The sequence below is a fragment of the Fulvivirga ligni genome (assembly GCF_021389935.1).
GTDB lineage: Bacteria > Bacteroidota > Bacteroidia > Cytophagales > Cyclobacteriaceae > Fulvivirga > Fulvivirga ligni.
In genome coordinates this window covers 5,368,525-5,391,816 of record NZ_CP089979.1, presented here as the reverse complement: position 1 = coordinate 5,391,816, position 23,292 = coordinate 5,368,525, and the positions used below count along the sequence as shown (strand labels likewise).

The following is a 23,292-nucleotide window of genomic DNA, read 5'->3' as shown; positions in this document are numbered from 1 at the left end:
GTGATTTAGTGATCTACTTTATCGAACTTTTATTGTAGTCTTTCTAAAAGTAAAGTTATCAATCACCTACCCTGATGGATTAGAATAAATCCGGTGAAATGTTGTAAAATTCCGACATGAGAATGAGTAGAGAACTTCTCAAGCAGAGGTTAGCTCTTTAATTACTTTAGAGGAACATATGTCATAACGTAAAACAAATCGTTCTTCTTGGCGGGGAGTTTAATGATGAGCTTTTCAGGAGACATCTCCTCAATGGAGTAGGTGGTGCTGTCGCCATTGAGCTCAATAAATGTCAATTGATTTAATTCGTTTATTTGCCAGAGTCCTCGTTGGTATATCTGAGCACTTGCTGTTCTTGCCTTTGATATTCCTTCATCAAAAAAATAGGTGCCGTCAGGGTTGAAGATAATGACATCATCCAGATCGGACTTCATAAATTGTTTCGTAATGTTCTTTTGAAGTGAATCATTTTGGAATACTTCAATATTCACTTCTTTCCATGATTTACCCACTAACACATGATCAGTAGGCTCAATTTTGGAAGCATGGTTCTTTTTAGAACAGGCAGCACCTACTACCATCAAAACTACTATTAACCAAAAAGAAGGAATAATTCTGGTCATAACATTAAATATTTACGAATGATAATATAATAATTTATCGCAAATTATTTATATAAAATAATTTAAATGGTGGTAGGTACTAATTAATAAAGACTATCCTCAGTGCTAGAACTTGACCTTCAAGCATGTCTTTCATTTATCAACACATAGAATGTGGCATTAAACAAGATAAATAACATAGCCAGCCAGAAATGATATTTATAAACTAGCCATGTAGAACCTCCAAATGAGTGAGCGATCAATACGAAGAGAAGAAATATTTTTGACGCTTTTTTCGGTAGGTAATAACCGGCAAGAGGAATAATAATCAGCCATATGCCCGAAATTATGAATAACCCTGAAACATGCCAGCTCATAAAGGTGGCTCCAATGGGGTTTCCTTCATTGGCCTGTGATAAGTCGCCGTCCCAATATTTTTGGGTTTGTCCAGCTATAGTGATGGATGTGTCAAAAAGAGCCGCTATGAAAGGTGGTAAGGATAGGAGGAGTTTGTTCTTGGACATGGAGGTAGTTTTAATGAGCGTTCCGTTTTGAAATAATACGATTTATATGGTTGAATAAAAATGGTAAAAACATAACGCAGAATATGATAAGGTAGAAAATAGGCTTGGTCCAGGCACGTTTCTCACAGGTGTTATAAATTGCAGGTGTCAAAAGCTCTTCATTTTCAATGATCAAACCATAAACATATAAATCATCAGAAAATGGAAATATTACATTTTTCTTTTTTGAGAGCTGAAGTGTGGCAATACTTCCTGTGTTAAGATTTAATAACTTTTCTTTTATAGCCAGATTAAATGAGCAACCTGTAATTATTAAATCACTCGGAATGCCTTTAGCTCTAAATGTGATAAAGAGGGCGTCATCTTCCCCGCGTTCTGAGTATTCCGGTTTACTCGTTAACTCTACCTCCCTCCAATTATTTTCATTAGTACTTATGCTGATTGGGTATAAATACTGGTAAAAACCTATCATCGCTAAGCCTAAAAGTATGCCCAGTATTTCAAGTACTTCGCCTTTGTGATTAACAGGATCTGGTAATTTATCCATTCAATATTAAATGTAATAAATTTTATTTAGTCACTAAGACATCAGTGGCAGAGTTGACTGTAATATTCACTATTCCTTAAGCTCGTTTATTTGCTGCAAATACTCGTCGTTGTGGTTGATCTCATAGGCTTTAGTTAAGTGCTCAATGGCTTTTTCTTTGTTTTTGATTTCTATATAAAACTGAGCCATGTGAAATTGAGCCTGCTCACTTTTGGGGTAATATTGAACGGCATAGTTTAAAAAGAGCTCGACTTTATCTGCCTGGCCTAATTGCACATATAGCATGGACCCCATGAGTAGAAGTTCTTCATCAGCCGGTGGTACTTCATAGCCAAAGTGATGAGACAAAACTGGCGCTTCGCTCTTCAATGAGTGTTTTCAGTTCCTGAATAGATGTTTCCGGATCATTGTATTTTGATATATCCTTTAAAGGATACCATCCAAAAAGATAACAAAGGCCATCAATCATAGTTGGTAGAGGCACTGAACCATGAATTTCATTTGGATAAAACTTCCATTTGAATCTCAGCGCTTTATCATCATAAGATTCCATAGCGTTGCAAAATGTAAGGGTAGATCTGGCCCAAGTGGTATGAGGTGAATCGGATTTCAGCACATCGTCAATGGTGGCCTCATCGTTTAATCTATCTAATGGACCAGCCAGAGAGATGTATAATGCCTGATTAGAAAATGACTTATTCTTAAGTTCCTTAAGAGACTTTTTTAGAAATTTCTGTTGATCCCAATCTATACTGGGGTCAATGGCCAGATAATTATTAAAAAGATCAGTGTGGTGCAAGAATGTATTTACTGTAAACAAACCTGCATGAGAATGACCAATAAGTGTCTTAAATGGGGTAGTAGGATAGGTGCTATCAATATAAGGGATGAGTTCTTTGCTTATAAATTCAGTAAATTTTTCTGATTCACCGCTAGCCACTCCTTTAACTTTGGTAGGCGTTAAATCTCTGGTACAATTCGCTTGATTAGAAATTCCAACAAGTATCATTTTGGGTAAATGATGCCCCCAATAGTAATTTTGTACCGTTGATAACCCGCTCAATTGCACGACACCGTCTAATATATACACAACAGGAAATCGTTCGTATGGCTTGGCATCTTGAGGTATCTGTACCCAGAAATCACGGGTTTCATTTAAGACCTTAGATTGAATACTCCCTTTAACGGCTGTTTGATTTGAGAATGGCGAAGAACCACTCTCCTGGGCATGTAGGTCAGAAGCATAAAGAGCGATGAAGATGAGGAAAATTTTGGCAATAGTTTTCATGATCCTTAAGGTTTTAAGGGTAAATAATGTATCAATAAATCGATGTAATTATCTTAGGATGAGGTAAATATGGATTTATTCACCTAAGTAAGAAGGAAGGTTATAAACAGATTCTTTTTGTGTGTTATTCATTCTGTTATAGATGTCTTTGAGCTCATTATATTGCTTTTTGTTTTCAATGGGTAATATAATGCCTTCTTTCAAATCAGCATTGTTAATTACACCTGTTTGCAGAATCTCCTCCATGCTAGCGGTGTATCTCCAGTATTTCAGCATCTCTTTTCCACTTACCCCGGGATTATCAGAGCAGGACCATATAATCAGTGCCAGAAGCGGTAAGACTAATATTTGTTTAATGATTTGAGTTTTGGTTTTTTGTTTGGTCATCATGGTAAATCGTTTTTTAGTAAGGGAGAAATTAAAGCCACTGGCCATTCCGGGAGCATCCTGGGCAGTGAAATAGGTAAGTAAAATGTTTTGATAGCTGGAGATACTTGGAGCACATTTGATCGCAGAAGCATCAGCCAGAAATTCGTGATTAAGGCGCATAGATTTCTTTATGAGCCCCACCACTGGATTGATCCAGAAAAAGGCTTTTACCAGCTCTATGAATAAGATATCGTAAGTATGTCTTTGCTTTACATGAGTGATTTCATGAGCAATAAGCTCCTGATGAATGCCCTCAAAATCATGCTCATGGATGAAGACATAATTTAGAAATGAATGCGGTGGTTGAGCCAGTTGGGTAAGGATTACTTGAGTACCTTCAATATCAATTTTTTTACCCTTCTTCATCTTACCAAGTAGGTGAAACACATCCATACTAAACCTGATCAGGAATATTGATGTGATGGCTAAATAGAGCCAATTAATAATGTTTTGCCAGGGGATGAGTTGAAAATCTGCCGTTTGCTCAGCATTTATCAAAATTGATTTTATCTCCTGAGTTCCCGGAAGTGGAATAAAAGGGGGTATTAAGGATATAACTACACCTATGATTAGAAAGAACCTGTTAAATACAAAAGCCTTTTCTTTTTCTAACAATGCCTTATAGAAAAGGTAGACAAGTGATAATGCCAGGCTAAATCTGATGATATAAAGTATCATGACTCACTATCTTTTAGTTTGTTATCTATAATACTTCTCAGCTCTTCTAATTCTTGCTTTGATAGATTAGCATTTTGGGCAAAGAATGAGGCAAACCTTCCACTTGATCCCTGGAAAAAGGTGGATATCATATTCTTCAGATAAGATGAAGAATAATCTTTCTTATCAATTAGCGAGTAATATTGTCTGGAGTTGCCATGCAGTTCATAGTCTATGGCACCTTTCTCATTAAGACGTTTCAAAAGAGTAGCTACAGTAGTTGGTGCAGGTTTAGGATCAGGGAGCGCTTCCATCAAGTCTTTCATATACACCCGGCCGTTCTGCCAGATTAGACTCATTATCTGCTCTTCTTTGCTAGATAGCTTCATGTTTCTATGTTTATAGATTTTGTTCTACAAATATAGAATAGATATTCATTTCTACAAATGTAGTATGAAAGTTTTTCTTGTGTAAAGCGCTATGCCATTAAGTGGGTAGCGGTAGCGATTTATTAATTGGAATTTCTGATGAAACTTCAGTAGTAGTAACTGAAGAATCCCTAGCTCTGTCGCTGATAACACCAACAGAGGCGGAGATATCCAAAAAAGGAGGTTAAAATTAAAGTTCGTCAAACTGCCTCAGCAAAATGCACACTACAAAATCCCCTTCAACACCTCCATCTATGCCATTGTTGGTGTTATCACCAACAATTTGGATGGAAGCGGGACATATTTATTAATTGGAATTTCGGTTAAAACTTGAGTGGGATAAACTGAAAAATCCGTAGTTCTGTCGGTGATAACACGTGATAACACCAACAGAGGCGGAGATATCCAAAAAAGAGGTTGAAAATTAAGGTTCGTCAAACTGCTTCGTCAAAATGCACACTACAAAATTCCCTTCAACACCTCCATCACATTATCAGCGACTATCTTATGCCCTTTTACATTGGGGTGAATACCGTCTGCTTGGTTCAGGTTGGTATCTCCAGCTACATCTTTCAGTAAAAAGGGGATAAGGGTGGCATTATTTTTCTTAGCAATTTGTGGGAATATCTTTTGGAATTCACTGCTATAATCAGGGCCCAGATTGGGTGGTACCATCATCCCAGCGATCACTATTTTTACGTTGGGGTTTTTCTTTTTCACCTTATCAATAATGCCCTGCAGGTTATTGCGGGTCTGGTCTAGAGGTAATCCGCGTAAGCCATCATTGGCTCCTAACTCCAATACAAACACATCGACAGGCTGCTTTAGAATCCAGTCTACTCTGGAAAGGCCCCCGGCAGATGTTTCACCGCTTAAACCAGCGTTTATTACCTTGTAATTCATGTTTTTAGCGCTGAGCTGGTCTTCCACAAGAGCGGGGAAAGCCTGTTCTTTAGATAAACCATAACCGGCCGTAAGGCTATCGCCAAAAAAGAGAATGGTTTTTTGCTCTGAATTAAAGCCAGATAAAACAAAAATGCCTGCAATCAGTATATATATAAGTTGTTTCTTTAGCATGATAAATTATAAGTGATATTTTAAATTGCTATAACATCAAATTTTACTCCAAACTTTATCATTAGGTTACATACTGATAAAATTTTAATGTTTTAAACGGTCACTCCGTCAGCTTGTTATAACTATGTCTAAAATACTTATTGTAGAAAATCTCACCAAATCTTTTCATTCTGGCGCTAAGCCTCTTACTGTCTTAGATGATGTTTCATTTACTATAGAAGAAGGGGAGAGTATGGCCATTGTAGGTCCCTCAGGAAGCGGTAAAACTACCTTACTTGGCTTGTGTGCCGGGTTAGATGTTTCCACCTCTGGCTTTGTTTCATTGGTAGATATGAAACTCAATGCCCTTAGTGAAGATGATAGAGCATATATTAGAAATCAACATGTTGGGTTTATCTTCCAGAATTTTCAACTGTTGCCTACCCTTACTGCTCTAGAAAATGTAACAGTGCCTTTGGAACTGAGAGGTGAGAAAGTCTATAAAGAGAAGGGGAAAGAACTTCTAAACAGAGTAGGTCTTGGGGATAGGATGCATCATTATCCTTCACAACTATCCGGAGGTGAGCAGCAGCGTGTGGCCATGGCTCGGGCATTTATCACGAGCCCAAAAATCCTCTTTGCTGATGAGCCTACGGGAAATCTTGATGAAGAAACAGCAGAAAAGGTGACGGACCTGCTTTTTAATATTAACAAGCAAGAAGGCACCACCCTGGTTATGGTTACTCATAATCTGGAACTGGCAGAGCATACGGAGCGTATACTGCAGCTAAAAGGTGGTAAACTGGTATCTGATCGAAAATCTAAGGCTGTTTCTTAATGGAGTATAGAATTCAGGTAATCAGAGAAAAAGCTCATTTGTTTAAGGATAAGTGGGTTTGGAAGATGGCGTATAAGGATACCCGGAAGAACTTCGGACGTCTGTTTTTGTTTGTTTCCTCAATTATAATTGGTATAGCTGCCTTAGTATCTATCAATTCTTTTAATGTAAATCTGAAAAGAAATATAGATGACCAGGCCAAAGATCTGCTTGGCGCTGACCTGGTGGTAGAAGGTAATACGCCCTTCGAAACAGAAATACTGCAAGCGTTCGATTCTGTAGAGTCTGAGCAGTCTTCTCAATCAGCCCTGGCATCAATGGCTATGTTTATGACCAGTAGCCCAGGCACCAGGTTGGTGCGGGTGGTAGCCATTGAGGGAGATTTTCCGTTTTACGGTGATCTTGAGACTTCTCCTGATAATGCCATGCAAAAAGTAAAAGAAGGGCCTGGACCCTTTGCAATGGTAGATCAGAATTTGGCCAGTCATTATGATGTGAGTTCTGAAGATTCCATCAAGCTGGGTACTGTTACTTTTAAGGTAGCAGGAGAGGTCTTTAAAATTCCAGGTGGAGGAGGCGTAAGGTCTACTTTTACTCCATCTATCTATATTTCAAAGCGTTATCTTGATTCAACTGGTTTGGTGCAGTATGGCAGTCGCGTCCGTTATAGTCAGTTTTTTAAATTAAATAATGAAGAAGAAACCAAGAAAGCGGAAGAGTACCTCAAACCGGTGGTGCGTCAATATGGCCATTCTTTTGATACTGTAGAAGAGCGAAAAGAGAGTCTGGGTAAAGGTGTTAAAAACCTATATCGCTTCTTTAATTTGCTGGCTTTTATTGCCTTAATTTTGGGTTGTATAGGTGTAGCCAGTTCTGTTCATATTTATGTAAAAGAGAAGAGAGAAAGTGTAGCCGTTTTAAGGTGCATAGGTGCGTCTGGTTGGCAGGCTTTTAATATATTTTTTATACAGAGTGTAGTATTAGGAATGGTGGGGACCATCCTGGGTATTGCTTTAGGAATAGGAATTCAGTTTGCACTGCCACCATTATTACAAGAGTTTATACCTCTGGATTTAGTTCTTCATGTGGCTTGGTCGTCTATAGCTGAAGGGCTGGTGCTGGGCTTTATCATTACGGTGCTATTTTCCACTTTACCGCTTAATGCCGTAAGGTTTGTGCCGCCACTTAGTGTTTTAAGAACGGGTTTTTCGAAAGAAAATATCAAATCCCGAATGCGGTGGTTCGTTATTATGGGTATTCTGTTGTTTCCGTTTGCATTTGCTACTTATCAATCAGGTAGCTTCTTAATTGGCGGTTCTTTCTTCTTAGGGTTGGTAGTTGCTTTTGCAGCCCTTGCGGGAATGGCACATTTGCTTATGAAGTTAGTTAGGAAATACTTTCCATCAGGCTGGGGCTTTGTATGGCGACAGAGTTTAGCCAATCTGTTCAGGCCTAATAATCAAACCACAGTATTAATTGTTGTGATCGGCCTTGGAGCCTTTATGATTGCTACTTTAAATATTGCACAATCTAATCTTTTGAATCAGGTAGAATTTGTGGGCCAAGAAAATCAATCGAACACTATATTATTTGACATTCAGCCGCCACAGAAGGATGGGGTTGTGAAACTCACAGAAGAGGCAGGACTACCTGTTCAGCAGGTGGTGCCTATTGTTACTTGTAGAATAGGCGCTATTAATGGCAAAACGGTCAGTGAAATACAAAGTGATACCACTGATGGTATTAAAAACTGGGCTATTACCAGGGAGTATCGAGTAACATACAGAGATTCTTTAAGCAATGCTGAGGAACTCTTGGAAGGGGTGGCACAACACATTTCTAATGATTCTATCTATGTAACCATCTCAGAAGGTATGCAGGAAGATTTGGAAGTTGGTATTGGAGATACCGTAACTTTCGATGTGCAAGGAATTCCGATGACTACTTATGTAAGTGGTATTAGAGATGTGGAATGGCAAAAGGATCCTCCCAACTTTATCTTCGTATTTCCAAATGGTGTGCTCGAGGAGGCTCCACAGACCTATGTGCTAACTACCAAGGTAAAAGATGATGGCAAAGCCAATGCCTATCAAAGAGAACTGGTAACTATGTATCCAAATGTATCACTAATAGATCTTCGATTGATATTATCTACCATAGATGAGTTCTTCGGAAAGGTGTCTTTCGTAATACAGTTCATGGCCTTGTTCAGTATTTTAACTGGCTTAGTGGTGCTTGCTGGTGCTGTTATTAACAGCAAATACCTTAGACTTAAGGAAAATGTACTACTCAGAACCATCGGCGCCGCCCAGCGGCAGATAGTAGGAATGACCTTGCTGGAATATACATATTTGGGCTTTTTCGCAGGTTTAGTTGGGTTAGTATTGGCAGTAATCTCAGGTTGGATACTGGCACTTTATTTCTTTAAAGTGGTTTTCATGCCTAATTTCATAGAATTACTATGGATCTGGATAGGTGTTATCTTCCTTACACTTTTAGTAGGCTGGTTTAATACCAGAGATGTTATTAATAAGTCGCCATTAGAAGTGCTTAGGAAGGAAGCTTAGGAAAGACATTATGAATTGACTATTTTAATGGTATGCTAAAGTCTCGGTTCATATTGATGCTATTCTTTTTTGTGGTGAGTGCATCATTTGCTGTGGCTGATGTTCCTGCCATTAAATTTATAGAGAACCGAGGGCAATGGAGAGCGGAGATTTTATTTAAAGGAACCTTGCCAGAAGGTGAGGTCTATTTTCTTAAAAACAGGCTGGTATATACTTTTTACAATTATGATCAGATAACTCATACCTTATCTCATGATAATGTTGAGGATATGAGCGAGGTCCAGGATGAATCGGGCATTAGTGCTCATTCCTATTTTGTGGATTTCATTGGAGCTAACCAGCAAACAGAAATACAACCAGCAAATCTTCTCAAGACCAAATATAATTTTTACGTAGGTGACAGTTCTCAATGGCGAGGTAATGTAAATGCTTATGACCAGCTTAACTATAATAACCTTTATGATGGGGTGGATTTACAATATAAAAGAACTGGTAATACGGTAAAATATGATTTAAGGGTAGAAGCAGGCTATGATCCCGCTAGTATACAATTGCGTTACAATGGGGCTATGGATCTCTCTCTTTCAAATGGTCGCCTAAAGATAAAGACCAGCGTTAATGAAGTTTTGGAGGAAAGGCCTTACGCTTACCAGTACATAAATGGAAATAAGGAGCAAGTAGCTTGTCAATATGTTTTAAACGGTGATATTGTGAGTTTTACCTTTCCTTTGGGGTTTGATGAATGCTATGATTTAATCATCGATCCTACATTAATATTTTCAACATATTCTGGATCTACAGCCGATAATTGGGGCAGTACAGCCACCTATGATGAAAGCGGTAATTTGTACTCTGGAGGTATTGCCATAAATGCTCCAGGTAATTTTCCCGCAACGGCCGGTGCCTATCAGGTAAGTACCCAGGGCCTATGGGATATCGCTATATTGAAATACGATTCCGTCGGTTCTAATCTAATTTATGCCACCTATTTGGGAGGTAATAAGAATGAAGTCCCTCAAAGTATGATTGTGAATGATCAAAATGAATTGTATGTGATGGGTGTAACCAGTTCTTCTAATTACCCTGTTAGTGCCCAGGCCTATCAGAACTCATTTGCAGGAGGAAATGGTGTAAATGTGGTCGGTATACAGTTCAGCGAGGGGTCTGATATCATCATTACAAAATTTAATGCATCAGGATCGGGGTTACTGGGATCCACATTTATAGGAGGAAGTGCAAATGATGGCATTATGTTGTCCGTTGGTGTCCTTAGCGCTAACTATGGAGATCAATCAAGGGGGGATATCTACATCAATCAAGAGGGTGATATTCTGGTGGCTAGCAAGACCTTTTCTAATGATTTTGATGTAGTAAATTCTGTGCAGGATACATTAGCAGGAAGTCTGGATGCAGTTGTCTTTAAAATGGATCCTGATCTAACTAATTTGAAATGGTCTACATATCTGGGGGGAACATTCTCCGATGCTTTCTATTCTGTTAAAACTAATTCTTTTGGTGAAATTATAGTGGCGGGAGGAACAAATTCTGATTCTACAGCACTGGGCGTCAGAGGAGTGACAAACGTAGATGGTTGGATAGTGAAGTTCGCAGAAGATGGATCTACTATATTAGGCGGGACATATGTTGGCAAAACCAATTATGATCAGGTTTACTTCATCGATGTAGACGCCGACGATTTTATCTACACTTTTGGACAAACCAATAGTGTTGATTTTGATATAAAAGGAGATGTCTATAACGTAGGAGATGGTCAATTTCTCCAAAAATACAGCTCAGATCTCACTGCTCTGGAGTTTTCTACTACCTTTGGCTCAGTAGGTAACGGCATAGATATTTCTCCAACGGCATTTTTAGTTAATGATTGCGATAATATTTATCTCAGCGGATGGGGAGGTAAGATTAATCAGTCGTTTGGTGCCTTTGGAGGCAGTACCATTGGTATGCCCATTACTTCTGATGCTTACCAAAGTGAAACCCTTGGGTCCGATTTTTACTTGATGGCACTATCAGGAGATGCCTCTGAATTGTTATATGCTACATTTTTAGGAGGAAATAAATCTGCAACCCACGTAGATGGTGGTACTAGCCGTTTTGATAAAAGTGGTATTGTATATCATGCAGTTTGTGCTGGTTGCCAATCTCTTAATGTAGATGGGAAGCCCACATCAGATTTTCCACCAACCCCAGGAGCCTGGTCTGAAACTAACAATAGTGGAAACTGTAACAATGCGGCATTTAAATTTGACCTGGCCTCTCTTCGTGCTCGGCTCCAGACTAATTCAATAGATTTTGATCAGCCAGGTTTAAACAAGATATGCTTTCCAAGTCCATTAATAATTGAGAATTTGAGCGTAGGGGGAGAGGTGTTTGAATGGAATTTTGGTGATGGAAATAGTCTTACCACCTCTGATACTGATTTTATAACGCACGACTATGGAAGCCCCGGGCGCTATACAATAACTCTAAAGGCCATTGACCCAACTACATGTATAGGTGAAGATTTTACGTCATATGTGGTGGATGTATTCGAGAAAAATATGGGTGTAGGCGCTGATGGTTTCATCTGTGAAGAGGATAGTTATCGGCTTCAAGCGTTTGGAGGGGTGGAGTATTTTTGGATAAGTAATGATAGTAGTTTTACCTCTACTGAGGCCAGGCCTGTAGTGTCTCCTGTTGAGAATACTATTTACACCGTGTTCATGATTGATGTGAACGGTTGTTCTGAAATCGCTGAGGTGAAAGTAGACGTTACTCCTAAAGTCAACATCTCATTTCAGGCAGCTAAAGAATACGATTGTTTCTCAAGACCAATACTTCACTTAGAAAATAACTCCACGGGTGGTGCAGACTATCGATGGTCATTGGGAGATGGACAAACACTTGAAGGAGAGAGTGTTGCTTATGAATATTCAGAGGACGGTACTTATGAAATCAAGCTATCAGGCCAAAACGAAAACTGTCCTTACGATAGTGCTGTAACTCTGGATTTCTATGATATTAAGGTTCCTAATGTCATAACCCCCGGAGCTAAAGGGGATAATGACTACTTTCAGATCATAACTGGCCCAGCTAAAAAGTCTCTCAAAATATATAACCGATGGGGTAAGAAAATATACGAATCATCTGATTATCAGAATGATTGGCAGGGTGCTGATATATCTTCAGGTGTATATTATTATGAAGCTGATATAGAAGGTGAAACCACGTGTAACGGCTGGATACACGTGATCAAATAACTTATTTGCCCATTCCTGTAACTATCTTTCTTAGAACATCAAAATAAAGGCTGATAATCAAGAATATCGACATCATCCATATAACGGCAATATTGAAAACTACGGTATCAAAAAACCTATTGAAAAGATGCTTTTTGGGTACGTAAAATTGTTCTCCATAATCTAAAAAGCCACTTGGATCAGGATCTTTATAGATAGGGAAGACCTTCTGAATCAGCTGACCTTCAGATTCAATGATTCTATGAGGGTCATTCTGATTCTTAACAATATCAGCAATGGCCTCATTATGATATTCATTTTTGAGCTGATCAAACGCGTTTCGTTCTTCAATAGTCTCAGTCATACCGGTGATAATTCTGTCTTTTTCTTTATCCGCTTTGTTGTAGCGTCTGGAATAGAAGGCGTGCAGGTTCTTCAAAAATTGCGAAGTGCTTTCATATATATCATAACTGAAGGATTTTTGGAGCACATTTACATCAAACTTATCCTCACCTATAACTTTGAGTTCGCCTGATATTTCGCTACTCAAAAGCTCAAGATTCTCATTTATGATAGTCTGTATAGAATCACTTTCATTTTTATGGTTGTTCAGACAGTATTCTAATTTGGTTTCCAGAGTGGGAATATAATAGATTTTCTTATAGTCAGCCTGAGCCATAATTTTATCATAGGTATAAAATTGACTCTCATAGGTATTGTCTTTAAACTGACTCACCATAGATGCCTCAAATGCCCATCTGGAAGCCATGAGATCACCAATGAGCGGCACTTGACCAGTATGACTAAGGTCAGGATTAAGTTTATCAAATTTAACTACTACACCACTGAGTAGCAGTTGAGGTATTAGCAATATTGGTATTAGAATGTAGATGGTTACGGCCGAATTAAAGGCTGAGCTTATATTAAGGCCTAATACATTAGCAAAGCATGAGGTAGAGAAAAGTATCATCCAATGGGTGAGTAACATTCCTTTAATTTCCAAAATACCGTTACCAACCAGCACAAATGTGAAGGTCTGAATCGCTGAAAGGGTGAATAGGATGGCTATTTTGCTAAACAAGTAGCTGCTTCGACTCAAATGTAAAAAAGACTCTCGTTTTAAAATCTTTCGGTCACGTATAATCTCCTCAGCACTAACTGTAAGCCCCATGAAAAGAGCCACAATAATGCTCATAAATAAATAGGCAGGGATATTTAGGTTTTTGCTAAACAGATACTCAGGATCTGTGGTATGATAAGTGACAAAGTACCTAACAATATAGGCCAGAATAAAAGCTAGAATAGGTGCTTCTAACAGGTTGATAAGCAGATACTGCTTATTGCTCATCTTGGAGAAGACATCCCTTCTGGCAAATAGCTGAAACTGTTTAAAGCGAGAAGGTATTTTTAAGGTGCTATGAGGCTGGTTATCAAATCCTTGAGATGTAAGAGGCTTCTTTTGCTTATCAATGAACATCTGATTCCATTGAACCGGACTAATCTTTCTTTCGGTGGTGAAGTTGCCATATTCATTCACCACTTTAGTTTCAATGATATTGAAAATTTGTTCTGGATTAACATTTCCACATTCCAGACATTCTCCCTGCTCACTGTTGATCAGCTCAATCATCTCCTTGAAATAAACTACAGCTTCCACAGGGTTTCCGTAGTATATTTGATAACCACCAGTATCTAATATCACCAGCTTATCAAACATTTTAAATATGTCTGATGATGGTTGATGGATTACTACAAATACTAGTTTCCCTTTTAGAGAGAGCTCTTTCAGCAAATCCATGATATTCTCAGAATCTCGGGAAGATAAGCCAGATGTCGGTTCATCAACAAACAGAACAGAAGGCTCTCTCAATAATTCCAGTCCTATGTTAAGCCTCTTTCTTTGGCCTCCGCTTATGGTTTTTTCCAACGGTGAGCCTACTTTCAGATCCTTGGTTTCCAGAAGCCCTAGACTACTCAACGTCTTAGTTACAAGAGCTTCGGTTTCTTGGTCTGTAAGATGTGCAAAGCAAAGCTTGGCAGCGAAATATAGATTCTGATATACAGTAAGGTCTTCAATTAATAGGTCGTCTTGGGGTACGAAGCCAATAACGCCTTCTATTTCTTCAGGAGAGGTGTGAATGTTAACTCCATTGATCAACACCTGCCCATCGGTTGGGGTTTCATTACCGTTAAGCACATTAAGTAGTGTCGACTTTCCTGCTCCGCTGGCTCCCATCAAACCTACCAATTTTCCAGATTCTTCCTGAATGGAGATGTCTCTCAATCCTAGTTTGCCATTCTTGAATTTAAAACTGAGATTATTGGCATGAAAGCTAATTAAATTGGCCTCATCTGAATTAATGAAATGTCCTAATATATCACCGTAGTATATGGGGAGAACCTTGTCAGCTTTTATGGTAGATCCAGTGCCAAGAACATTTATTTTACCATTTTTAATAGGTACGCCATTAAGGTATAAGTCTGTGGTTCCCAGGTATTTAATTACATAAGTATCTGCTGTACTAATATGTAATACGAAAATGAGCCCTTCTAATGCTGATCGACCTATGAAATGAGTTTTGGGTAGAGTACTGTCTTCTCTGGATATGATCAGAATATTGCTGTTATCTATATCCTTTTGCTCAGATGCAGTTACGAAGGACTCTATCAGTGAGACCTCTTCATCAGGGATGTTGAAAAGACTAGCAGTGAAACGCACTAATTCCTCTTCACGATCTGAGATATGGCTGTCTGCAAGTATTATAGCTATCAGTTCCAGAATAATTACCACCTTCTGCTTTTGAGTGAGCTCAGAGTTAATATGCTGACAGATCTTCTTAATCTGATCGTGCTCTTCTTCAAGTTGGTTTTCAGAGCTATGAGTGATGCTTTCACTATACTCTTCAAACAGCTGCAGGTATGTTTCTACTTTGGCCTTGTTTAGATGATCTTTTAAAAATGCTTCAATCAAACGCTTTTCCTCTACGGTCACAGAGTCTTCCTTGGCTACAATGGCAAAAAGTTGGATGATTGTTTTTAGAACTGATTCACTCATACACTACACGATAAGACACGAATATATACTATTGCGGCAATAAAAAAAGGATCGAATAAGATTCGATCCTTTTAATTTTTTTATGTGCTAATTTTCTTACTCTACAATAGAGCTTCTGATCTCAGCTGCCTTCTTTGTAATTTCAGCAAGTGTAGCATCAGAAAGAACCAAATCAGCTCTGTTATTTTTAATTTGCTCTTCAATATCAAGCTTTTCGTAGTCAGCAACAAGGCTTTCTAGTTTAGTGATCATCTCAGCTACTGGGCTTGTATTTTCAATAGTCTCAAGCATTTTAACTAAATCCTTCACAGATTTTTCCTGCTCTAATACCACTCTGATAAGCGGAGTAAGTACAAGGTTTCTCTTGTCTTCAGGAAGTATGTCTGTAGGGTAGCTATCAACTAAAGCTGTAGAAATATAAAGACCTTCAATGAAAGAACCAGTAACTACAAGTGCAGCAAGTCTGTTTCTGTCATCATCTTTAAGATAAGACTCAGTTTTGTTGATGGTAGAGTTGATTAAGATCGCTAAAGAATCTTTTCTTGATAGGTTGCTCTCAAATCTTTCGATTAGGCTGGCGTCAAAAGCACCAGTAACACCTAAATCATCTGCAAGCTTCTTTGTAGAGCTCATGTAAGTAAGTGCCTCTTGAACCTTATCATAAGATACCAGGTATCCGATGTCAGTAGCATACGCACCTAAATTTAAAGCTGCTTTATCATTTCTAGATGCATAAGACTCTGCCTTATCATTAGAATTAATCAATGAGCCATTGTATTCTGCGCCCGTTCTTTCCAATAAAGAAGGTATTTCAGAAGGAGAAGGGATTTCATAAACTACTTCTTCTATCTGCTCTTTTAAATCAGATTCAGCGGCTTCAAATTCTTCTGAAGATTGCTCACTTTCCTTCTCAGCTTTTTGACCGCATGAAAACACGCCAAATATTAATAATAAAGAAAAGGATATGGACCCGAGTCTCTTATAATTCATAGTTTTTCTAGTTAAATAATGATTCTTCAATTTTAATATATTTTTTTTGCGAATAAAACATCTCAGGTCATTTTTTACTGATTCGGCCTCTATAAATTTCTGGAGGAGAATGTGTACTAATATTTGGTAAGTAGTAACTTTGCGACAATTACGGGGATGTATAGATAATAATGTTTTTAAATGACTAATATATATGATATTTCTTAGTTTGATGGAATTGTTTTTTGTAGTCAGTAGGAATCATCTGTGTTAATAATTAATATCGCTGCTTAATTTTTTTGGTTTGAATTCGGGAGAGATGAATAGTAAAAGTGCGGAGGTTGTCATGCTGATTGATGACAATGAAATCGATGTGTTTATTAATCAGAAAGTCTTAGAGTTTGATCAGTTTGCTGAAAGAATAATCACTTATTACTCCGCTAAAGAGGCCTTAACCTATCTGGCAGAAGCTCCTATTCAGGATATTCCAGATGTTATATTCCTGGATTTAAACATGCCTGTAATAGATGGATTCAAGTTTTTAGAGGAGTATTCCACGTTTTCAGACCAAATTAGAGAAAAAGTAACCATAATTGTTCTTACCAGCTCAGACAATAGTAATGACAAGGAGAGAATAAAAAATAACTCAGATGTTCTCTTATTTCAGTCGAAGCCAATTACTGAACAAAAGCTTGAAAACATCAGAAAGCTTTTGAAGTAAACCTACTCATCCTACCACCTATTTTCACCTCTTACTTTTTTCCGTTAGTCCTTCTAAAAATTCTGTGAAGTTATGTTCATGCTCCAGATTCATTTTCTTTCTGATTCTATATCTGGCAGTTTCTACACCTCTTACAGAAATATTCAATAGTGGAGAAATCTCCTTATTAGTTAGGTTCATTTTAATGAAAGCACAAACTCTAAGCTCACGCTGAGTTAGTTGAGGGTATTCTGCTTTTAGTTTATTGAAGAAATCATGGTGTACTTTTTCAAAATTGGACTCGAAAACTTGCATGTATTCCTCACCTATTAAATGTTTATTGAGTTTGGAATACATATTTTGTAATTTCTTTCTGGATCCTTCAGTTTTAACCTGCCCTCTTAATTCTTTGATGTCACCTTGAATCTCAGAGAAAATTTCTTTTTTCTTTACAAGCATCATAGTGTAATTGGCCAGCTCTTTACTTTTAAGAATTACATCTTCCTCCAGCAGCACTTTATCACGCTTAATTTTGTCCTTCTCAGCCTTTAGTTTTAACTGTTCCAGTTCTAGCTCTAAAAGCTTTTTCGCCTTTTGTTCTTCTTCTCTGGCTTTTTCTCTTTCTTTTATAATCCTGGCCTTAACTATTTTTATTACTGCTATGGTGATCAAGAATGCCACTAAAAAGTATAATATAACGGCCCATTTTGTTTGATACCACAATGGCAATAGCTTAAAGCTTATGGAAGTTTCTTCTCCTTGCGTACCTACCAGGCTTCTGCTTCTTACTTTAAAAGTATAAGTTCCTGGTCTCAGATGGGAATACTCTTTATAACTATCAGATTGCCAAGTGGACCATTCCTCATCCATATTCTCTAATTGGTAGGAATACTGAATGTCAACATCATTTTGCATATCAGGAACTGCAAAATCGAATCGGATAGAATTAGTATTGTTGGGTAAGGTGATTGTTTCTCCATCTAAAGGAAGGTGCTCACTTTCCGTAGCTGACATATACTGAGCTCCGGTGATTATAGTCTGAGCAGGAGCTACTCTCTCTTTGTAGGTTAGATCAAAAAGGTATAAGCCCATCTTGGTCCCTAACATTACCTGTTGACTGTTAAGAGGTGCTATACACTCCATACCGCGATTAAATTCACCTTTAAACTGTAGGAAGTAGCCCTTTTCATACTCCTCATGATTATTTGTTAAGAAGTATCCGGCCTCATCATCCTGTATAAACCAGGTCTTGTCACCGTGTTGCATGATGGTTCGAGTATTCTCTGTGGGATCCAGGATAGAGTTCAGTTTGGCGTGTGGTTCAAACTGATTATTGGTTTTATTGTATGTATAAATGCCATTGTCGGTGGTGAAGATGATTTGGTCTTCCCATTTGGCTACATTGATACTGTAGGGAGAAATCAGACCATTTTGAGTAGTAAAATGCTCCACTGAGGTTACTCTTTCGTAGTTAGTATCTATTTTAATTCTAAAAACGCCTTTAAATCCATGGCATACCCAGAAAGTTCCGTCTTCATCGGCCTCAAGAATATCTCTCGTTGATTCTTCAAATCCTTGTATTTCGTTTAAATAAACCCATTCACCGTTTCTTTTAGTGACAACAAAGAGGCCACTGTAATTGGCAGCTAAGAATATGTCCGAATTTTCTCTTACAGGTATTACTTTCCAAATGCCTGAAGTACTGCCTATTTTTTTGCTGTTGAGCTTATCTATTTTGTAAAGTCCTTTATCATGTCCGGCTAAAATATCTCCTTTATACTCTCTTATAGACCATGTTTGGCCTTCTGTGCCTACCACTTTTTTAAATTTTGGTATTCTATTTCTAAAATTATCAGAATAAAATACACCCTGGTTGGTGGCCAGATACATTGCCTGATCTTTTATAAATACATCAAATAAACTAGCATTCTGAAAAATAGAGGTGATGGGCGAGTTAGAAGTAATGCAATCAAGACCATTATTCAATAGAGCCCAGACATTACCCTGTTGAGTCTTATATAAGTTGAGTACGCTTTGATCCTGAAGCTGAGGGAGACTTCCTTCATTGTCCAAAATATGGCCATTTTGATCAATTCTTATTATTCCAGTGCTTAATGTGCCTATGTAGATGTCTTTGTTAACATTGATGGCACATTCTACCTGATTTGCGTCCTCATTAGAAAATAGCTGCTCTATTAGTTTACACTGCTTTTCAGCTATATTTATTTCGAAAATTTTGCCGGTTTTACTAATGCCAAGTTGCGAATCAGTGTTATCCGTCGGTAATATTGATATAATTTCCTCGCCAAGTAGATCCTGCTTAGTGAAGTATTGCTCAAACTGCATAGTTTTCAAATCCAGTTTATATATTCCAGTGGCAATATCCTGTACAAAGTAATTTCCATTAACTACATAAGAATTAATAAAATGGCTTGTGGCGGGAAGTTGAGTGGCTTTCTTACCTGAGATGGCAATGAGCTTTATAAAGCTTCTATAGACTATGGTGTTATCTACAATATGTACATCCCATAGGTTTTCTATCTTATTATCTGAAAATTTCAGTGTATCAAATAACGATTGGTAATAGTATTTGCCAGTTATATCCTTTTTAATCAGCCCGAATTCATTAAAACCACCTGCATAAACGTTACCCGCTGAATCTGAGGCGAGGCTACGTATTGATGAGTTATTAGGAAGCTTCACCTTGTGCCATTCCTCACCGTCAAAAATTAATGTGCCGTCATTATTGCCAAAATAGAGGATGCCATCATTGTCTTCACACACTGACCAGAACTGCTGATCCCCCTTAAATTCGTTCTGTGTATAATGTAAGATTCCCGGCCTTCCTGCAAGTTCTATGTCGTTTTGACACATAGCGATAGGTGATATTACAATTATCAACGCAATAATTAAACTAGATATAAAAAGAGGTTTATTGGTCAGGTTGAAAGTCATATTATGAAGGTCGCTAAAATAATTTAGATAGGTGCGAATTTATTAATAAAAGAATATTTAGTTACTTTTTATCCGGTAAAAAACGCCGTGTTGTAGTAGTGAATGTATTGGTTAAATATTTGATTATCAATAATTTATTTTTACATGATGTATTTTTGTTGAGGCAGTGGGAGCGCATGATGTAATTTAAGTGTAGTACTTTTTTTTGGCATTGTGAAGTGTAAAACTATCTTGCATGAGTTTTTAACTACCAAAACCTGCAAACGATTGTGCAATCGTTTTGTAGAAGTAATTTAAATCTTAACTAAAACCCTTACATGTATGAAAGTAAAATGCTACTTAATCATTAGCTTTTTGATTCTTTCTCGATGGGCTCTTGCCCAGTCGGGTACAGTCACAGGTACAGTGACTGATGCGGAGACTTCGGATCCGCTACCTGGAGTGAGTGTTCTTGTAAAAGGCACTACCCAAGGTACTGTTACAGATATTAACGGTTCCTTTACACTACAGGCCGCACCGGAAAATGAATTGATTTTTTCTTTTATAGGCTACTTATCACAAGAAGTGGTAGTAGGAAATAAAACTAATTTCAATATTGTGCTTGCTCAGGATGTGGAGACTCTTGAGGAAGTTGTAGTAGTTGGATATGGTACTCAGAAGAAGAGTTTAACTACTGGAGCTATATCTTCTGTAAAAGCAGATGAATTGAAAACAGTTTCTGCAGGAAGAATTGATCAGGCTTTACAAGGAAGAACCTCAGGCGTTAACATCGTTAGAAACTCAGGTTCACCGGGTAGTGGTACTAAAATTAGAATTAGAGGAGTATCATCAAATGGTGGAACTGACCCATTATTCATTATAGATGGTGTTAGAACTGGTGCTGCTGGTATGGATTATTTAAGTCCTTCAGAAATAGAGTCAATTGAAGTGTTAAAAGATGCGGCCTCAGCAGCTATTTATGGAGCAGAGGGTGCAAATGGGGTTGTAATCGTTACAACTAAAAAAGGTAAGGCAAATTCCACTACTGTTACTTACAGTGGACAATATGGAGTTCAGTCTGTAAGACCAGATTTAATGCCTATGATGGATGCTCAGCAATACCAGGAATATATGGAAACTGCTGGAGTATCTGGAGCTCCTGCTGAAACTGATCTGCCACCAGTAGGAAACGGTACAAATTGGTTTGACGAACTTTTTCAAGATGCTCCTCAGCAAAACCATAGTTTAACATTCAGTGGAGGTACTGATAAGTCAACTTATTTTGTTGGCGGTACACTATTCAAGCAAGAAGGTGTTGCTGGTGGAGATAAAGCCAAATTTGATAGATACACTTTCAGATTTAATTCAAAGCATGAGATTAAGAAATGGTTGACCGTGGGTGAAAATATTTCTTATGCTAACCTGAATAGAAAAGGTATTTCAGAAGATACGGAGTTTGGATCTATAGTTGGTAGTGCATTAGCATTAGACCCAATTACACCGGTTACATATGAAGATAACGAATTTCTGCCGGCTCATGTAGTTAATAACATGGATAAGCCCCTATTGACAGATAGGAATGGAGATTACTATGGAATTTCTAATTTTGTAAAAGGTGAGTATGGAAACCCTTTAGCAAGAATCGATATTGCAAATGGAAATACAGTTCAAAATAAGATTTTAGGTAATGTATTTTTGGAACTTTCGCCTATAGAAGGTCTTAAAATTACTTCACGTTTTGGTATTGATGCAGCATGGCAAAAATATCATAATTGGACCCCTTCTTTCTGGTTTTCTTCAGAAAGCTTAAATACAGATGCTAATGGATCAGATAGCTGGAATGAGTGGTATACTTGGCAGTTTGAGAATTTTGCTTCTTATGACAAAAACATAGGTGATCACCACTTTACGTTGTTAGCAGGTTTATCTCAACAAAAATATACTGCGAACTGGATCAATGGTAGTTATGCAGGTCTATTTAGAGAACAAGATAAGTGGTCTTATGCTGATTACGTTCCTCAAGATGATGATAGAATAGGAAGTGGGTATGAAACCAGAACTTTAGCATCTTTCTTTGGTAGAATTAACTATGAATATAAAGATAAATATTTATTTAATGCTACGGTAAGAAGAGACGGATCATCAATGTTGGCAGATGGTAAGCAGTGGGGTACTTTCCCTTCAGTATCACTTGGTTGGGTGTTCTCTAATGAAAACTTCTTCCCAACAGGATTATCTAGTATTGTTAACTATGCCAAGTTAAGAGCGAGTTGGGGTCAAAATGGTAGTTTATCTAACCTAAGCCCAGGGCAATGGCAAAACTCAATCTCTACCAATATTAATGGTATCATACAATATCCTGTTCCAGGACCGGATGGTGACGTATATATTATAGGAGCTGCACCAACAAACCTGCAAAATCCTTTCTTAACTTGGGAAACAAGTGAGCAGTTAGATTTTGGAGCTGATTTTAGATTTTTAGATGGTAAATTAAATTTTACTTTTGATTACTATAAAAAGACTACTAAAGACCTTATCACTCCAGGATCACCTCCAGGATTTGTTGGAAATGGTTTACCATTCTTTAATGCAGGAACGGTTCTTAACAGAGGATTGGAATTTGACCTAGGTTATGGTAATACTGCTGGAGACTTCAGTTATGATGTTAACGTTATGTTCTCAACATTGAAGAATGAAGTAACTTATTTAGATCCTAACTATCCGGTGCTTGCAGGTGTAAATGTAGGAACAGGTTGGAGTCAGGTGACTCAATTTACTGAAGGTAGACCAGTATGGTTTTATTCAGGTTTTGAAACTGATGGAATTTTCCAAAATCAAGAACAAGTTGACGCTTATTTAGCTGAGATTCCTGATAGTTATACTCCGGAGCCTGGATACCCTGTTATCATAGATCAAAACGATGATGGCGTAATAAATAGTGATGACAGAGTTTACTTGGGAGATGCTGTTCCTGATTATACATTAAGTACCACAATTAAGTTGAAGTACAAAGGTTTTGATTTTCTTGCATTCGTAACAGGACAATTTGGAAGAGAAGTGGTTATGGGCTTCAACAGAACTGATAGACCAACTACCAACAAACCTGCTTTCTTCTATGAAGATAGATGGACAGGTGAAGGCTCTACAAATGACTGGTTTGCAGCAAATACAGATGATTCATTCATCTATAGCAGTGACTTAATGGTTTTTGATGGTTCATTCGCAAGAATTCAGCAGCTACAGTTAGGTTATACCTTACCTCAATCAGTATTGAAGAATGCTGGTATTAAAAATTTAAGAATGTATGTGTCCTTAGATAATTATTTCACATTCACAAAGTACCCTGGTTTGGATCCTGAAGCGGGAAGTAATGATGTGAGATCAATTGGTATTGATAGAGGAGTTTACCCTGTTCCAAGAGTTATTTTAGGAGGATTATCATTTAGTTTTTAAGAAGAATTA

At 37.7% G+C, this 23,292-nt stretch carries 16 protein-coding genes; 5 read left to right on the top strand and 11 right to left on the bottom strand.

From position 1 onward, the window contains the following. Positions 1 to 161: 161 nt before the first annotated feature. From LVD16_RS22760 to LVD16_RS22725, 8 genes are all read right to left on the bottom strand, one after another. Positions 162 to 623, bottom strand: coding sequence for a hypothetical protein (locus LVD16_RS22760; protein WP_233770598.1), 462 nt, complete (start codon positions 621 to 623; stop codon positions 162 to 164). A gap of 119 nt (positions 624 to 742) precedes the next feature. After that, positions 743 to 1,126, bottom strand: a complete 384-nt coding sequence (locus LVD16_RS22755) for a hypothetical protein (protein ID WP_233770597.1) — start codon at positions 1,124 to 1,126, stop codon at positions 743 to 745. Between the two features lie 10 nt (positions 1,127 to 1,136). Further along, positions 1,137 to 1,673, bottom strand: a complete 537-nt coding sequence (locus LVD16_RS22750) for a hypothetical protein (protein ID WP_233770596.1) — start codon at positions 1,671 to 1,673, stop codon at positions 1,137 to 1,139. A 69-nt stretch (positions 1,674 to 1,742) separates the two neighbouring features. Then, positions 1,743 to 2,021 (bottom strand): tetratricopeptide repeat protein, encoded by a 279-nt coding sequence (locus LVD16_RS22745; RefSeq protein ID WP_233770595.1) that lies wholly within the window; start codon positions 2,019 to 2,021, stop codon positions 1,743 to 1,745. Continuing rightward, positions 1,999 to 2,961 (bottom strand): alpha/beta hydrolase, encoded by a 963-nt coding sequence (locus tag LVD16_RS22740; RefSeq protein ID WP_233770594.1) that lies wholly within the window; start codon positions 2,959 to 2,961, stop codon positions 1,999 to 2,001. Before LVD16_RS22740 ends, LVD16_RS22745 begins: the two co-directional genes overlap by 23 nt. A 75-nt stretch (positions 2,962 to 3,036) precedes the next feature. Beyond that, complete coding sequence (locus tag LVD16_RS22735) at positions 3,037 to 4,068, bottom strand: M56 family metallopeptidase (protein WP_233770593.1); 1,032 nt, start codon at positions 4,066 to 4,068, stop codon at positions 3,037 to 3,039. Next, positions 4,065 to 4,436, bottom strand: coding sequence for a BlaI/MecI/CopY family transcriptional regulator (locus LVD16_RS22730; protein WP_233770592.1), 372 nt, complete (start codon positions 4,434 to 4,436; stop codon positions 4,065 to 4,067). Before LVD16_RS22730 ends, LVD16_RS22735 begins: the two co-directional genes overlap by 4 nt. A 498-nt stretch (positions 4,437 to 4,934) precedes the next feature. Further along, the gene (locus LVD16_RS22725; protein ID WP_233770591.1) at positions 4,935 to 5,552 is read right to left on the bottom strand and encodes an arylesterase; all 618 of its coding nucleotides are present in this window, start codon (positions 5,550 to 5,552) and stop codon (positions 4,935 to 4,937) included. A gap of 124 nt (positions 5,553 to 5,676) precedes the next feature. On the opposite strand from LVD16_RS22725, the gene LVD16_RS22720 reads away from it, so the two are divergent. From LVD16_RS22720 to LVD16_RS22710, 3 genes are read left to right on the top strand one after another with little or no spacing between them, the layout of a single operon-like run. Further along, positions 5,677 to 6,369 carry an ABC transporter ATP-binding protein gene (locus tag LVD16_RS22720; RefSeq protein WP_233770590.1) on the top strand — a complete coding sequence of 231 codons (693 nt, stop codon included), beginning with the start codon at positions 5,677 to 5,679 and terminating at the stop codon, positions 6,367 to 6,369. After that, positions 6,369 to 8,936, top strand: coding sequence for an ABC transporter permease (locus tag LVD16_RS22715; RefSeq protein ID WP_233770589.1), 2,568 nt, complete (start codon positions 6,369 to 6,371; stop codon positions 8,934 to 8,936). Before LVD16_RS22720 ends, LVD16_RS22715 begins: the two co-directional genes overlap by 1 nt. Positions 8,937 to 8,992: 56 nt before the next feature. Then, positions 8,993 to 12,193: a DUF7948 domain-containing protein gene (locus LVD16_RS22710; protein WP_233770588.1), complete on the top strand. Its 3,201-nt coding sequence runs from the start codon at positions 8,993 to 8,995 to the stop codon at positions 12,191 to 12,193. Between the two features lies 1 nt (position 12,194). On the opposite strand, the gene LVD16_RS22705 is transcribed toward LVD16_RS22710, so the two are convergent. Next, complete coding sequence (locus tag LVD16_RS22705) at positions 12,195 to 15,227, bottom strand: ATP-binding cassette domain-containing protein (protein WP_233770587.1); 3,033 nt, start codon at positions 15,225 to 15,227, stop codon at positions 12,195 to 12,197. A 96-nt stretch (positions 15,228 to 15,323) separates the two neighbouring features. Further along, complete coding sequence (locus LVD16_RS22700; RefSeq protein WP_233770586.1) at positions 15,324 to 16,217, bottom strand: hypothetical protein; 894 nt, start codon at positions 16,215 to 16,217, stop codon at positions 15,324 to 15,326. A 298-nt stretch (positions 16,218 to 16,515) separates the two neighbouring features. On the opposite strand from LVD16_RS22700, the gene LVD16_RS22695 reads away from it, so the two are divergent. Further along, complete coding sequence (locus tag LVD16_RS22695; RefSeq protein WP_233770585.1) at positions 16,516 to 16,917, top strand: response regulator; 402 nt, start codon at positions 16,516 to 16,518, stop codon at positions 16,915 to 16,917. A 24-nt stretch (positions 16,918 to 16,941) separates the two neighbouring features. On the opposite strand, the gene LVD16_RS22690 is transcribed toward LVD16_RS22695, so the two are convergent. Continuing rightward, positions 16,942 to 19,770 carry a triple tyrosine motif-containing protein gene (locus LVD16_RS22690; RefSeq protein WP_233770584.1) on the bottom strand — a complete coding sequence of 943 codons (2,829 nt, stop codon included), beginning with the start codon at positions 19,768 to 19,770 and terminating at the stop codon, positions 16,942 to 16,944. A 402-nt stretch (positions 19,771 to 20,172) separates the two neighbouring features. Between LVD16_RS22690 and LVD16_RS22685 the strand changes: the two genes are divergently transcribed. After that, on the top strand, positions 20,173 to 23,283 hold the full coding sequence (locus tag LVD16_RS22685; protein ID WP_233770583.1) for a SusC/RagA family TonB-linked outer membrane protein: 3,111 nt from the start codon (positions 20,173 to 20,175) through the stop codon (positions 23,281 to 23,283). Positions 23,284 to 23,292 lie beyond the last annotated feature (9 nt).